The sequence below is a fragment of the Photorhabdus aegyptia genome (genome assembly GCF_000612035.1).
Lineage (GTDB): Bacteria > Pseudomonadota > Gammaproteobacteria > Enterobacterales > Enterobacteriaceae > Photorhabdus > Photorhabdus akhurstii.
Window position 1 is genome coordinate 11,811 of sequence record NZ_JFGV01000001.1, and the last position, 13,542, is coordinate 25,352.

Sequence of the window (13,542 nt, forward strand, 5' to 3'; positions counted from 1 at the left end):
ACATATCATCTAACTTGAGGCACTTCCTACTATAATCCTAAACTGAGGATAATAGAATAAATATCCTATTATCCCTATACACTCAGGAAAATAGCCTTTTATTGATGCTATTCTGAATACCTACGGCATCAAGCCCTAAATCCGCTCTGATTTCTTCCTGGCTACCTTGTGGCACAAATTGGTCAGGCAAGCCAATATTCAGAATTTGCACCAGACGACCTTCCTGCATTAGCAGTTCATTAACGCCACTTCCGGCACCGCCCATAATGGCATTTTCTTCCAGCGTGACCAATAAATCATGGTTATCAGCCATTTCTAATATCAATTCTTTATCCAGTGGTTTGACAAAACGCATATCAACAACAGTCGCATCCAGTGACTCTGCTGCTGTTATTGCATCGGGTAACAGAGTACCAAAGTTCAGGATCGCTACCTTCTTACCCTGACGACGAATAACGCCTTTACCAATTGGTAATTGTTCGAATGGTTGGCGTTCTGCCCCCGTCCCGGTTCCTCGTGGATAGCGCACGGCTACGGGACCTTGCTGATAATGATAGCCGGTATGCAGCATTTGTCGGCATTCGTTCTCATCACTGGGTGCCATAATGACCATGTTGGGGATGCAACGAAGGAATGAAAGATCAAAGGCGCCTTGATGTGTCTGACCATCAGCACCTACGATACCTCCGCGATCTATTGCAAATAGAACAGGTAGATTCTGAATGGAGACATCATGGATAACTTGGTCATAAGCACGTTGGAGGAATGTCGAATAGATAGCAACAATCGGCCTGTAACCACCAATTGCCAAACCAGCGGCAAAAGTCACGGCATGTTGTTCTGCAATGGCGACATCGAAGTATTGATCAGGATATTCACGGGAGAAACGCACCATACCAGAGCCTTCACGCATGGCGGGTGTGATCGCCATCAGTTTTTTGTCGTTAGCGGCCTCTTCGCATAACCAGTCTCCAAAGATTTTGGAGAAAGTAGGGCGGTTGTCTGAGCTTTTAGGTAATGCGCCAGTAGTCGGATCAAATTTAGGTACCGCATGCCAACTGATAGGATCTTTTTCGGCGGGTGCATAGCCCCGACCCTTTTTAGTCATGATGTGCAGTAGCTGTGGCCCTTTCAACTCACGCATATTTTTCAGCGTTTGGGTCAATGTCAGTACATCATGTCCGTCGATGGGGCCAATGTAATTAAAACCCAATTCTTCAAACAGAGTGCCAGGAACAACCATGCCTTTGATATGTTCTTCGGTTTTTTTCAGGAGTTCTTTAATCGGAGGTAGATTGGAAAAGACTTTTTTCCCACCTTCCCGCAATGTGGTGTAGAGTTTACCGGATAGAAGTTGAGCTAGATGGTTATTTAACGCACCAACGTTCTCTGAGATAGACATTTCGTTGTCATTAAGAATAACTAACATATCCGGGTCGATATCCCCGGCATGGTTCATCGCTTCGAAAGCCATACCTGCTGTTATTGCGCCATCACCGATAACACAAACTGTACGACGACCTTTGCCTTCGCGTTGAGCGGCAATTGCCATTCCTAATCCAGCACTGATAGAGGTCGATGAGTGGCCGACACATAAGGTGTCGTATTCACTTTCATCCCGCCACGGGAAAGGGTGAAGCCCATTCTTTTGACGAATCGTATCAATACGATCTCGGCGTCCTGTCAAGATTTTGTGAGGATAAGCCTGATGGCCGACGTCCCATACCAATTTGTCGAAAGGCGTTTTATAGACATAATGTAACGCTACAGTCAGCTCAATGGTGCCAAGACCGGAGGCAAAGTGACCACTAGAGCGACTGACACTGTTTAGCAGGAATTGCCGAAGTTCATCACATAACTTCGGCAGGCTCTCTTTTGGTAACATACGAAGTTCTTCAGGATTTTCCGCTAATGCCAATGTTGGGTATTTGGCTATATCAATGCTCATTTGATACTCGTTAAGAAGTGTTTATTAATAGCGCTGCCAGTGGGTAAATTTACCGGCAGACCTTAGTTGTTACGTTCAATGATAAAGCTGGCAAGTGCGCGCAGCATGGTTGTGTTATAAGATTTATCTTCCAGTTTATTCAAAGCTTGTAATGCTTCTTGATACAGTTCGTATGCTTTTTTCTGTGCTTGTTCTAACCCTAGTAATGCGGGGTAAGTGCTTTTTCCTAGCTGTTGGTCACTGCCTTGGCGTTTTCCTATCATTTCGGTATCGCCAATGACATCAAGAATGTCGTCCTGAACTTGGAATGCGAGCCCGATGGCTTGGGCATATTGATCCAATTCAGGCAAGACGTCATGCCCACGTTGACCTGCACCATATGCGCCTATTCTGACTGCGGAACGGATAAGTGCGCCCGTTTTGTGGCGATGAATTTTTTCTAGCATATGGAGATCGATGTGTTTGCCTTCTGCTGCCAGATCTAGGGCTTGGCCGCCACACATACCGGCTACGCCACTGGCGGTTGCCAATTCAGCAAGCATTTCGAGGCGATCTGCTGTTGTAACATCCGGCATTTCTCTTTTAGATAGGATTTCAAATGCCAGCGCTTGTAATGCATCTCCCGCCAGAATTGCGTGAGCTTCGCCAAATTTTATGTGGCAGGTCGGTTGTCCACGGCGTAAATCATCGTTATCCATCGCCGGTAAGTCGTCATGGATTAATGAAAAGGCGTGGATACATTCAACGGCTGCTGCTGGAGCATCCAGATTATTTGCGGATAACCCAAACATTTCACCAACGGCATAAACTAAAAATGGGCGCAGGCGTTTACCACCGAGCAAAGTACCATGTTGCATTGCGTGAACGAGCGGGTTGTCTGCAAATGCCAGTGAAGATAGTGTGCTTATCAGAACGTTATTGACTCGTTGTTGACAGATTTTAAGCTGTTCTTTAAATTGGGTTGAATTTTGTTCAGACATAGGCTTATTCAGTATCCGGGGAGAAATGACTCAGTGGAGATTGGGTGTCGTCGTTAAGCAGAATCTGAACTCGCTGTTCTGCTTGTTGCAAAGTCTGTTGCCCTTGACGGGCTAATTGAATACCACGCTCAAACTCGCTTAGGGCTTCTTCCAGTGCCAGTTCACCTGATTCCAGCCGTGCGACGATCTGTTCCAGCTCTTTTAATGAGCTTTCAAATGTCATTGCCGGGGCAGGTTCTGGCGTACTGTTTGTACTTTCTGATATTGCGTTTTTCTTTGGCATAATTTTTTACTATTTACAGAGTTCGCCTGAGGGTTGCAGACTATCTTATTATGCTGGTGCAAACAAATCCTTAACTGATTTTGTGTTTTTTCCGCGCTATACCACGAGATAGTGTTATACTCCGCGGCCTGATTTGACAACCAAAACGTACCATCAGTTTTTTTTATCAAAATGCCTAACTACTACTATAACTCACTATGAAGTTTATTATTAAATTATTCCCGGAAATCACGATCAAGAGCCAAACTGTTCGTTTGCGCTTTATTAAAATTCTCGCTAGTAATATTCGCAATGTGCTGAAAACGTTAGGAGATAATATTGCAGTGGTTCGCCATTGGGATAATATCGAAGTTCGTACTAAAGATGAAAACCTTGGCGCTCAAATTTGTGATGTGTTGACACGTATCCCCGGTATTCACCATATTTTGCAAGTAGAGGAGCGTGAGTTTCGTGACATGCATCATATCTTTGAACAGGCTTATGAGGCTTATGGCGAATCTCTCCACAATAAGACATTTTGCGTGCGGGTAAAACGCCGCGGTAAACATCAATTTACTTCTAATGAAGTAGAACGTTATGTCGGTGGTGGTTTAAACCAGCATATTGAATCTGCGAAAGTAAAACTCAATCATCCTGATGTTACCGTCAATTTGGAAATTGATCAGGATGTGCTGATTTTGGTAAAAGCCCGTTATGAAGGGATTGGTGGTTTTCCTATCGGAACGCAGGAAGATGTATTGTCTCTGATTTCTGGGGGTTTTGATTCTGGTGTTTCCAGCTATATGCTAATGCGCCGTGGCTGCCGTGTTCACTATTGCTTCTTCAATCTTGGCGGCTCCGCTCATGAAATTGGTGTGAAGCAGGTTGCTCATTATCTTTGGAATCGTTTTGGTAGTTCCCATAAAGTCCGTTTCGTTGCTGTGGATTTTGAACCTGTTGTCGCTGAAATTTTGGAAAAAATTGATGATGGCCAAATGGGGGTGGTGCTTAAACGGATGATGGTAAGAGCGGCATCTAAAGTTGCAGAGCGTTATGGCGTGCAAGCGATTGTTACCGGTGAAGCTTTGGGACAAGTTTCCAGCCAGACACTCACTAATTTGCGTTTGATTGATAATGCGTCGGATACATTGATTCTGCGGCCGCTGATTTCTCATGATAAGGAGCACATTATCAGGTTAGCGCGTGAGATTGGCACTGAGGATTTTGCCCGTATGATGCCTGAATTCTGTGGTGTTATTTCAAAAAGCCCAACAGTAAAAGCTGTTAAAGCTAAAATTGAAGCAGAAGAAGTGCATTTCGATTTTAATATTCTGGAAAAAGTGGTCAGTGAGGCTCAGAATATTGATATTCGCCAGATCGCAGAACAAAGCAGTGAGCAAGTGGTTGAAATTGAAACGGTGACAGCGTTCGCTCCAACGGATGTGTTATTGGATATTCGTTCGCCTGATGAACAAGATGATCGGCCATTGCAGTTAAATGGTGTGGAAATCAAATCATTGCCATTCTATAAGTTGAGCAGCCAGTTTGGTGATTTGCCAAAAGATAAGACTTATCTACTCTATTGTGAACGTGGAGTTATGAGTCGTTTGCAAGCACTCTATTTATCTGAGCAGGGTTTTGATAACGTGAAAGTTTATCGGCCTTAATTGTTTTAGTTATACATTTCGGGGTTCTTATTACGTGAACCCCGAATCGTATAAAGTAAGATGCTTTTGTCTATTTTTTCAATCTTGATAAGAATATACACCTAGTGGCAATATGAGTTGAGTCGCCACTTCTGCTGCTGTTTCTCGTCCTTTTAATAATTCAATGAGTTTTAATGCAAAATCGAAAGCTGTCGCTGGCCCTTGGCTGGTCAACAGATTGACTCGATCATCAAAACAGACTCGGCAATCAATCCATTTATCGGACGAAATTTTGTCTTGCAAACCGGGATAACCGGTCATTTTGCCAGTAGGGAATAAGTTGTGGTGTTCAAGCACGATAGCGGGCACGGCACAAATTGCCGCGATAATTTTCCCTTGATAATGTGCCTTGCGGATTTTTTCGATAACGAGTGGATTATCACGGAAACATTCGGCACCTTGCATACCGCCGGGTAAGATGATGGCATCGAAAGATTCATCAATAACTTTTTCCAGAGGGACATCAGCAACCAGTTTCACACCTCTGGAGCAAGTTAAAATCAGTTCTCCATCGTTGGCGGTGCTGGCGATCGTGACACTGATACCAGCGCGTACCAGTAAATCAATAGTTGTAACGGCTTCTGTTTCTTCACTACCGTGAGTCAGGCAGATGAGTGCTGAAGGGGTCATAATCATCTTTCCTTATGTTTAACTAGGTTATAGATACGGGTATTTTCAGGGGCTGCCAGACCATGTGTACGGGCCCGGCGTAATAAATAACCGGTGATATAGTCAATTTCAGTGCGACGTTTTGCGCGGACATCCTGCAACATGGAAGAGTAGTTTTTTGCTGTAAGTTTTATCACATCGTAGACATAGGCAATCAGGTTGTCGATGGTGGTATGTATGTTCTCTCGTTGCATAACCTGAATAATTTCTTCGCACAAAATATTCAATTGTTCCGGGTAGCGAAGCAAATCTCCATTTTTGCATTCATAAAGTGCAGTCAGCGGATTTACGACACAGTTAGCGGCAAGTTTCAGCCAACTAATAGAGAGAATGTCATTATGCCATGCAACATCTGGCAAAGATCGGTGTAATACATTAGCCAGAGAGCTAAACCCAGTTGCATTTGACGTTGTTGAACCAATATGGGTTATCCCGGATGCGGTATGATAAACCCGTTGGTCATCCTGATATGCACCATGTGTTGTGACGCCAAGAAGTATTGGATTAGGTGCTGATAGTAGTTCTTCTTGGGTACCCATGCCGTTGTGTATTAATAAAATTGGGCAATTAGGTGAAAGCTTGGGCAGTAAATTATTGACTGCATCAGCGACTTGCCATGCTTTCAGGCAGACAATCAGTAATTCGCTGTTAGCAAGATGGCCGCTGTTATTAGTTGGGATTGATTGGTTGAATACTTCCCCATTCATTTCGTCAATATGAACAGATAAATGAGATCGTGTGGTTTTCAACCAGCCCTGTACTTGATGTTTTTGTTGTGATAATGCAGCTAGCCACAGTTTTCCTATAGCGCCACAGCCAAGAACGGTTATCTTCATATACACCTTTTGAAAGACGCTGCCATAATATTGGATGGAAATAATAAGATCCCGCTAATCCAAGTATAGCGCTTTTGCTGACAGTGGAAAGCGGTTATCATGCCAACTTATTGATTATCAGGAGGTCATGGATAATGCCATCTTTCGATATTGTTTCAGAAATTGATATGCATGAAGTTCGCAACGCGGTAGAAAATGCGCAGCGCGAGCTTGCTAGCCGTTGGGATTTCCGTAATGTCAGCGCCAGTTTCGAATTAAATGAAAAAAGTGAATCTATCAAGATCGCTAGTGAGTCAGATTTTCAGGTAAGTCAGTTGGTTGATATCATACGTGAAAAGTTGGCTAAACGTGGTATCGATGGCGCTGCATTGAATATCCCTGATGATATGTTGCACAGTGGTAAGACTTACAGCGTTGAAGCGACTTTGAAGCAGGGGATTGATACCCCTACGGCGAAAAAGATCGTGAAGCTGATTAAGGATAGTAAACTGAAAGTGCAAGCACAGATTCAGGGTGAGCAGGTGCGAGTGACGGGTAAAGCTCGTGATGATTTGCAAAGTGTAATGGCATTAGTTCGTGGCGCAGAGCTGGGACAGCCATTCCAGTTTACTAATTTCCGGGATTGATTTTCTGCCTAGTGGATTGAGATATCTAGCCTAATGTGGAGTGGGGTATTCCTGACCAGAATACCCCGCTCCCAGTTTCCCTTAATATCAAATCGGAGTGAGTGGAGTTATCTGGTTTGATACTTAACCTATCGTGTCATTATTGTTAGCTATCAATTGTTCAAGTTGTGCTCTGTTTGTCAGCTTTGTATCTACTTTTATGTAAGCACTATGCTCTTCCGGAATAATAACGACATCGCAAACGCCGGGCTGAACAAGAATTTTTTGTTCCAACAATGCCTTATTGACTATATTTTCTGGCAGAGAAATTCTGATGCTGCTGACATAAGGAGGTTGCTTCATTGTTGTACTGATAATCAACCAAATGGTTGTCAGAACGATACCTGCCATAAATACCAGCGGTGCCCCTTTTAATTCAGATAACCAACCACCAAGTCCACCCCCTAAAGCGACACCTAAAAATTGACTGGTGGAGTAAATGCCCATTGCTGTACCTTTATAACCCGCCGGTGCTTCTTTACTGATAAGTGATGGCAGGATAGCTTCCATTACATTGAAAGCAATAAAGAAAATTTGTATGCCGATGAAAATTACCCATAAGTGATGCCCCGCCGCCCACAATACAATTTCAGCAATCAGCAGCATCGTGATACACAGTAAAAACACTTGTTTCATGCGGCGCTTTTTTTCTGCGTAAATAATGAAAGGTAAAACAGATAAAAATGAAACTAGCATAGTGATCAGGTAAACCTGCCAAAGCCGTTGGTTAGGGAATCCTGCTTGTTGCATCACTAAAGGAAAGGCGACAAAACTTGCCATTAGCAAAGTGTGCAAACTGAGTATGCCAAAGTTGAGTTTCAGCAATTGGCTATCAGCCAGAACCTTACTGAAACTGTGACGAACAATGCCTGATTCGCGGTTGAGGATGTGTTTATCTGTGGAAGGAACAGCAAATAGTGTTATCAGAATGCCACAACCAGCCAGAATGGTAATTACCCAAAACAGACCGTTTAACCCAATAGCGTGAGCCAGGATTGGGCCAAGTACAATGGCTGCGGCGAAAGTTATTCCGAAACTAATGCCAATAAAAGCCATCGCTTTAGTTCGATTTTGTTCACGGGTTAAATCAGAAAGTAGCGCCATAATTGCAGCAGATATGGCTCCAGCGCCTTGTAGCGCTCGTCCAATTATTATGCCCCAGATAGAGTCACTGAGAGCAGCAATGATACTGCCGAGGACGAATAGTAGTAACCCACCAACAATTAAGGGCTTAGCGCCAATTTTGTCAGAAAGCAGTCCAACAGGGATCTGTAAAATTGCTTGGGTTAAACCATAAATGCCAATGGCGATGCCAATAAGTGTTTTAGTGGCATCTTCTAGATGCAGGCCATAGGTTGTTAATACAGGAATCACCATGAACAAGCCTAGCATTCGCAGAGAAAAAACTGAACCTAGGCCCCATGTCGCCCGAAGCTCAAGTGGCGTCATTTTATTATCGTTCATGATTACCTCGAAATATTTTGATGTGTCATTGTAGATAGGTTTTCAATAAGGGGTAAATAGTTAATTGAATTAATAATATTGAAGTATTAAGGAGAGGAGATAACAGGCTGGAAGGAAACTGATGGCAGGGGGGACCACTGCCATCAGGGAAAATTACCGGACGTAAGTTAGGAAGGCTTCTGAGGGTACATGTGGGTCAATAGACATCATGACACTCAGGGAAGTGATTGCCACAATGGAAAATATAAATAATTTACGAGCCCAAATGCGGTCATTATCAGTTTTGTAACCGGATAACGCCATTCCTAGCCACCAGACGCTCACTGCTGCTGCAACAACCAAATATTTGTAACCAGCGTAACCGCTGATGGCTAACATAAGGGTTGCAATCATAAATGCCAGGATATAAAGGATAATGTGGTTTTTCGCCACAGATATGCCTTTGATCACGGGCAGTACAGGAATATTGGCTGCCTGGTAATCTTTGAAACGAAAAATAGCAATGGCATAGGAGTGCGGCATTTGCCACAGGCTGAAAATCAGTAACAGGATCAACGCGCCCGTATCAAACTGACCAGTTACTGCACAATAACCGATAACCGGAGGTGCCGCACCGGACAAACTGCCGATCAACGTGCCATAAACAGATTTCCTTTTCATATAGAGGCTATAAACCCCTACATAGACGACAAAACCGATAATCGCTAATTGCATTGCTAAAGCATTGGCTGCTGCATAGAGCAGCACTATGCCAGCAATACCCAGTATTGATGCATAAATCAGGCTGATTTTCGGATCAATAAGTCCTTTTACAAGGACGCGGTTTTTTGTTCTTTCCATGATCCGATCGATGTCACGGTCAATGTAGTTGTTAAATACACAGCCAGAAGCCACGACTAATGAAACGCCGAACAGAGTCGAGATGAACAAAGGGTAATCTATCACCCCTTTCGAGGCGAGTAGAAAACCACCGATCACAGAAATTAAATTGCCGAAAATAATTCCTGGTTTAGTTACTTGCAGGTATTGCTTAATCATATATGCAGCTCTTTAATCAACCATCATATTAATGTTGAGGTTGTACATAATCCATAGCGAGCCAACAACAACAATACCGATAATTAAAATGGTGAACAGCAATGCTACTAAGTTCCAGCGCTCTTCTGACGACGTGTTCATGTGCAGGAAGTAGATAAAATGAACAATAATCTGCACCACAGCCAGAGCGACTACCGTTGTCAGGATAGTCGTATGGGAGGCAGAACCATCCATTACCATCCAGAACGGAATCACAGTCAGGATGACTGAAAGAACAAAGCCGATCAGATAAGATTTCAGGCTACCGTGGCTAGCTCCAGTATGAGCAGTATTAGAATGACTCATTACATAGCTCCTAACAGATAAACAACGGTAAATACACAGATCCATACCACATCCAGGAAGTGCCAGAACAAGCTCAGGCAGTTCAGACGGGTTTTATTGACATCAGTTAAACCGCGGCGGGTGACTTGGATTATCATAATGATAATCCAGACCAGACCACAGGTAACGTGGATACCGTGAGTAGCAACCAGTGCGAAGAATCCAGACAAGAATGCACTGCGGTTAGGGCCGTAGCCTTCAACAATCAGATGATGGAATTCGTACAATTCCATCGCCACGAAGCCAAGGCCGAACAGGAAAGTCATACCAAGCCAGGCGTTAACCTGGCCGATTTTTCCTTTGTTCATTCCCAACATGGCAAAGCCATAAGTGATACTACTGAATAGCAGTAGGAAAGTTTCAACCAATACAAAAGAGAGGCCGAAAATCTCTTTGCCAGATGGACCGTCCGCGGTTCCGTTAACGAGTACTGCATAAGTCGCAAACAGACATGCGAACAGAATACAGTCACTCATCAAGTAGACCCAGAAACCGAATACTTTAGTGGCTCCCGCATCGTGGTGCCCATGATGCTCATGGGCATGATTGTGGTTAGTCATAGTTTCAGTTGACATGGTTCAGACCTGCCTTGCTAATTTGTTCATGGTGTTGATTCTCAATTTGCTCAACTTCAGCAACGGGTACGTAGTAATCAACATCTTCATCAAAGCTTTTTGCAATCCAAGTGATAATCATGCCTGCAAAGCTTGCGATAACCAGCCACCAGATATGCCAAATCATGGCGAAACCAAACAGCAAGCTAAAGCCAGCAATGATTACACCCGCCCCGGCATTTTTAGGCATATGAATTTCTTCATATTGTGCAGGACGCTTATAAGCAGTGCCTTTTTCTTTCATATCCCACCATGCGTCACGGGTTTGCACATGTGGAACGTCAGCGAAGTTGTAGAACGGCGGTGGAGAAGATGTTGCCCACTCCAAAGTACGTCCGCCCCAAGGGTCACCAGTCAGGTCACGGTTTTGGTCACGGTCACGGATGCTCACGTAGAATTGAATGACCTGACACAGGATACCAACGGCAATCAGTGCGACACCAATCGCGGAGACGACCAGCAGAGTATGGAATTCAGGGTTGATATCTTGGCTAATACGACGGGTCATTCCCATAAAGCCGAGCGCGTAAACTGGCATAAAGGCGATAAAGAAGCCGATGATCCAGAACCAGAATGCGCGGACACCCCATTTTTCATTCAGTGTGAAACCAAAAGCTTTCGGGAACCAGTAAGCAGTACCGGCGAAACAACCGAAGACAACACCACCGATGATCACGTTATGGAAGTGTGCAATCAGGAACAAGCTGTTATGCAGAACGAAGTTTGCGCCTGGAACTGCTAGCAGAACGCCGGTCATACCACCGATAGAGAAGGTGACGATGAAGCCAACGGTCCACAACATCGGTGTTTTATACTCAATACGGCCTCGATACATCGTGAACAGCCAGTTGAAAATCTTAACGCCTGTCGGAATCGAGATAATCATGGTGGCTATGCCGAAGAAGGCGTTAACGTTCGCGCCAGAACCCATCGTAAAGAAGTGGTGCAGCCATACGATAAATGACAATACGGTGATGGCAATGGTCGCCCACACCAGAGAAGTGTAGCCGAACAGTCGTTTTTTCGAGAACGTCGCAGTCACTTCAGAGAAAACACCAAAGACCGGCAGCACCAGAATATAAACTTCAGGGTGACCCCAAGCCCATATCAGGTTGATATACATCATCATGTTACCGCCCATATCATTGGTGAAGAAATGGGTACCCATGTAACGGTCAAAAGTTAGCAGGGCAATGGTAACTGTCAGAATCGGGAATGCGGCGATGATAAGTACGTTAGTACAGAGTGCTGCCCAAGAGAATACAGGCATTTTCATCATGGACATGCCAGGGGCACGCATACGCAGGATCGTCGCAAAGAAGTTAACGCCGGTCAGCAAGGTACCGATACCGGATATTTGAAGACTCCATATCCAATAATCGACCCCAACGCCCGGACTATATTCTATACCTGAGAGCGGAGGATAAGCTAACCAGCCGGTCTGAGCGAATTCACCCACACCCAGAGAGATGTTAATCAGCGCAACGCCAACGACGAAGAACCAGAAACTCAGTGAGTTCAGGAATGGGAATGCTACGTCACGAGCGCCGATCTGTAGTGGAACCACGATGTTCATCAGGCCGACAACAAAAGGTGTCGCCATGAAGAAAATCATGATGACGCCGTGGGCGGTAAAGATCTGGTCATAGTGGTGCGGCGGCAGGAAACCTTCTGCACCCGCAGAGGCGACAGCCTGCTGACCACGCATCATGATGGCATCGGCGAAGCCACGGAGCATCATGACCAGCGCCACGATAATGTACATAATACCGATTTTCTTGTGGTCAACGCTGGTTAACCACTCGCTCCACAGCCATTTCCATTTACGGAAATAGGTCAGGGCTCCGACAATCGCGAGCCCTGCGAAGAGAATCCCAGCAAGAGTGACCATGACAATGGGCTCATGCAATGGGATTGCATCAAGTGTTAATTTTCCCAACATTACTTTATTCCTCAACTCCGGCATGAGCAGTTTCGCTCATATTCATGTTATGACCTGTCGTTGCACCGTGGCCGCCATGCATATTCATGTTGCCCATAAATTTGGCAATAATGTCTTGATACAGGTTAGGCTTAACGCTTGAGAAGTATTCAACCGGATGGTTCTGGCTCTGTTTAGCTAACTCGTTAAATGCCTGCATGGTATCCAAGGTTTTGGGAGAGGCTTTCACTTTTTGAACCCATTGTTCAAAACCTTCACGATCTGCGGTAGCGGTAGCAGTAAATTTCATGCCGGAGAAGCCGTGGCCACTATAGCTACTGGATAAACCTTTATAAGTGCCAGGTTCATCGGCAATTAAGTGAAGTTTAGTCTGCATGCCAGCCATTGCATAGATTTGACCACCTAACTGTGGGATGAAGAATGAGTTCATCACAGAATCAGAGGTGATTTTGAAGTTAATAGGAACTCCAGTAGGGAAAGCAATTTCGTTAACTGTAGCGATACCTTGCTCCGGGTAAACGAATAGCCATTTCCAATCAAGAGAGATAACTTCAATAGTCACGGGTTTTTCATCACTGACCAGTGGTTTATATGGATCAAGCTCGTGGGTTGTTTTCCAGGTAATGGTTGCTAAAATAATAATGATAATGATAGGAACGGTCCATACTACCAGCTCAATTTTATTTGAGTGTGCCCAGTTAGGGTGATAGGTAGCACTTTTGTTGGCTTCGCGGTAACGCAGGGCAAAAGTGAATGCCATGATGATCACCGGAATAACGATGATTAGCATCAGGCCAATAGCCGTAAGTATCAGCGTTTTTTGTTCAGCGCCGATAGCGCCTTTAGGATTCATCAATACCATATCGCAGCCACTCAGCATAAGAGTAGCCGCTAGTATTGACAATATCCCAATACTTTTATTGTATTTCATAAGTCTCATCTAACGACCCCAAATAACAAAAGCTCTATTGTCGTTTCATCAGTGCGGGCATTCTACGGTAAGGCTACTGGAGTGTAAACATTTGTAATAGTTA

Annotated in this window: 13 protein-coding genes; 2 read left to right on the plus strand and 11 right to left on the minus strand. The window is 44.4% G+C overall.

The features are described 5' to 3' along the window. Window positions 1-82 precede the first annotated feature (82 nt). From dxs to xseB, 3 genes are all read right to left on the minus strand, one after another. A complete protein-coding gene (gene dxs, locus BA1DRAFT_RS00075; RefSeq protein ID WP_036775085.1) occupies window positions 83-1,948 on the minus strand; it encodes a 1-deoxy-D-xylulose-5-phosphate synthase in 1,866 nt (621 codons plus the stop codon). A gap of 62 nt (window positions 1,949-2,010) precedes the next feature. Further along, complete coding sequence (gene ispA / locus BA1DRAFT_RS00080) at window positions 2,011-2,928, minus strand: (2E,6E)-farnesyl diphosphate synthase (protein WP_036775086.1); 918 nt, start codon at window positions 2,926-2,928, stop codon at window positions 2,011-2,013. A 4-nt stretch (window positions 2,929-2,932) separates the two neighbouring features. Further along, window positions 2,933-3,211, minus strand: coding sequence for an exodeoxyribonuclease VII small subunit (xseB, locus tag BA1DRAFT_RS00085; protein ID WP_036775087.1), 279 nt, complete (start codon window positions 3,209-3,211; stop codon window positions 2,933-2,935). Window positions 3,212-3,408: 197 nt separating this feature from the next. Here xseB and thiI point away from each other — a divergent pair, with 197 nt between their 5' ends. Continuing rightward, window positions 3,409-4,857, plus strand: coding sequence for a tRNA uracil 4-sulfurtransferase ThiI (gene thiI / locus BA1DRAFT_RS00090; RefSeq protein WP_036775088.1), 1,449 nt, complete (start codon window positions 3,409-3,411; stop codon window positions 4,855-4,857). Between the two features lie 78 nt (window positions 4,858-4,935). On the opposite strand, the gene yajL is transcribed toward thiI, so the two are convergent. Then, complete coding sequence (gene yajL, locus BA1DRAFT_RS00095) at window positions 4,936-5,526, minus strand: protein deglycase YajL (protein WP_036775091.1); 591 nt, start codon at window positions 5,524-5,526, stop codon at window positions 4,936-4,938. A gap of 2 nt (window positions 5,527-5,528) precedes the next feature. Next, the gene (gene panE, locus BA1DRAFT_RS00100; protein WP_051560606.1) at window positions 5,529-6,401 is read right to left on the minus strand and encodes a 2-dehydropantoate 2-reductase; all 873 of its coding nucleotides are present in this window, start codon (window positions 6,399-6,401) and stop codon (window positions 5,529-5,531) included. Between the two features lie 134 nt (window positions 6,402-6,535). On the opposite strand from panE, the gene BA1DRAFT_RS00105 reads away from it, so the two are divergent. Then, window positions 6,536-7,027, plus strand: a complete 492-nt coding sequence (locus tag BA1DRAFT_RS00105; RefSeq protein ID WP_036775093.1) for a YajQ family cyclic di-GMP-binding protein — start codon at window positions 6,536-6,538, stop codon at window positions 7,025-7,027. A gap of 123 nt (window positions 7,028-7,150) precedes the next feature. Here the strand turns inward: BA1DRAFT_RS00105 and BA1DRAFT_RS00110 are convergent, their stop codons facing one another. From BA1DRAFT_RS00110 to cyoA, 6 genes are all read right to left on the minus strand, one after another. After that, window positions 7,151-8,530 (minus strand): MFS transporter, encoded by a 1,380-nt coding sequence (locus tag BA1DRAFT_RS00110; protein ID WP_036775095.1) that lies wholly within the window; start codon window positions 8,528-8,530, stop codon window positions 7,151-7,153. Between the two features lie 153 nt (window positions 8,531-8,683). After that, window positions 8,684-9,568, minus strand: a complete 885-nt coding sequence (gene cyoE, locus BA1DRAFT_RS00115; protein WP_036775096.1) for a heme o synthase — start codon at window positions 9,566-9,568, stop codon at window positions 8,684-8,686. Window positions 9,569-9,580: 12 nt separating this feature from the next. Next, the gene (locus BA1DRAFT_RS00120) at window positions 9,581-9,913 is read right to left on the minus strand and encodes a cytochrome o ubiquinol oxidase subunit IV (protein WP_036775099.1); all 333 of its coding nucleotides are present in this window, start codon (window positions 9,911-9,913) and stop codon (window positions 9,581-9,583) included. Beyond that, window positions 9,913-10,527 carry a cytochrome o ubiquinol oxidase subunit III gene (locus BA1DRAFT_RS00125; protein ID WP_036775100.1) on the minus strand — a complete coding sequence of 205 codons (615 nt, stop codon included), beginning with the start codon at window positions 10,525-10,527 and terminating at the stop codon, window positions 9,913-9,915. The genes BA1DRAFT_RS00120 and BA1DRAFT_RS00125 overlap by 1 nt, the downstream gene beginning before the upstream one ends. Next, window positions 10,517-12,508, minus strand: coding sequence for a cytochrome o ubiquinol oxidase subunit I (gene cyoB, locus BA1DRAFT_RS00130; RefSeq protein ID WP_036775101.1), 1,992 nt, complete (start codon window positions 12,506-12,508; stop codon window positions 10,517-10,519). Before cyoB ends, BA1DRAFT_RS00125 begins: the two co-directional genes overlap by 11 nt. Before the next feature lie 4 nt (window positions 12,509-12,512). Beyond that, window positions 12,513-13,448 carry a cytochrome o ubiquinol oxidase subunit II gene (gene cyoA / locus BA1DRAFT_RS00135; RefSeq protein ID WP_036775103.1) on the minus strand — a complete coding sequence of 312 codons (936 nt, stop codon included), beginning with the start codon at window positions 13,446-13,448 and terminating at the stop codon, window positions 12,513-12,515. Window positions 13,449-13,542: the final 94 nt, after the last annotated feature.

Bases quoted from the DNA above. Each gene is read 5' to 3' on its own strand.
- dxs (WP_036775085.1), bottom strand. From the start codon at position 1,948: ATGAGCATTGATATAGCCAAATACCCAACATTGGCATTAGCGGAAAAT.
- ispA (WP_036775086.1), bottom strand. From the start codon at position 2,928: ATGTCTGAACAAAATTCAACCCAATTTAAAGAACAGCTTAAAATCTGT.
- xseB (WP_036775087.1), bottom strand. From the start codon at position 3,211: ATGCCAAAGAAAAACGCAATATCAGAAAGTACAAACAGTACGCCAGAA.
- thiI (WP_036775088.1), top strand. From the start codon at position 3,409: ATGAAGTTTATTATTAAATTATTCCCGGAAATCACGATCAAGAGCCAA.
- yajL (WP_036775091.1), bottom strand. From the start codon at position 5,526: ATGACCCCTTCAGCACTCATCTGCCTGACTCACGGTAGTGAAGAAACA.
- panE (WP_051560606.1), bottom strand. From the start codon at position 6,401: ATGAAGATAACCGTTCTTGGCTGTGGCGCTATAGGAAAACTGTGGCTA.
- BA1DRAFT_RS00105 (WP_036775093.1), top strand. From the start codon at position 6,536: ATGCCATCTTTCGATATTGTTTCAGAAATTGATATGCATGAAGTTCGC.
- BA1DRAFT_RS00110 (WP_036775095.1), bottom strand. From the start codon at position 8,530: ATGAACGATAATAAAATGACGCCACTTGAGCTTCGGGCGACATGGGGC.
- cyoE (WP_036775096.1), bottom strand. From the start codon at position 9,568: ATGATTAAGCAATACCTGCAAGTAACTAAACCAGGAATTATTTTCGGC.
- BA1DRAFT_RS00120 (WP_036775099.1), bottom strand. From the start codon at position 9,913: ATGAGTCATTCTAATACTGCTCATACTGGAGCTAGCCACGGTAGCCTG.
- BA1DRAFT_RS00125 (WP_036775100.1), bottom strand. From the start codon at position 10,527: ATGTCAACTGAAACTATGACTAACCACAATCATGCCCATGAGCATCAT.
- cyoB (WP_036775101.1), bottom strand. From the start codon at position 12,508: ATGTTGGGAAAATTAACACTTGATGCAATCCCATTGCATGAGCCCATT.
- cyoA (WP_036775103.1), bottom strand. From the start codon at position 13,448: ATGAGACTTATGAAATACAATAAAAGTATTGGGATATTGTCAATACTA.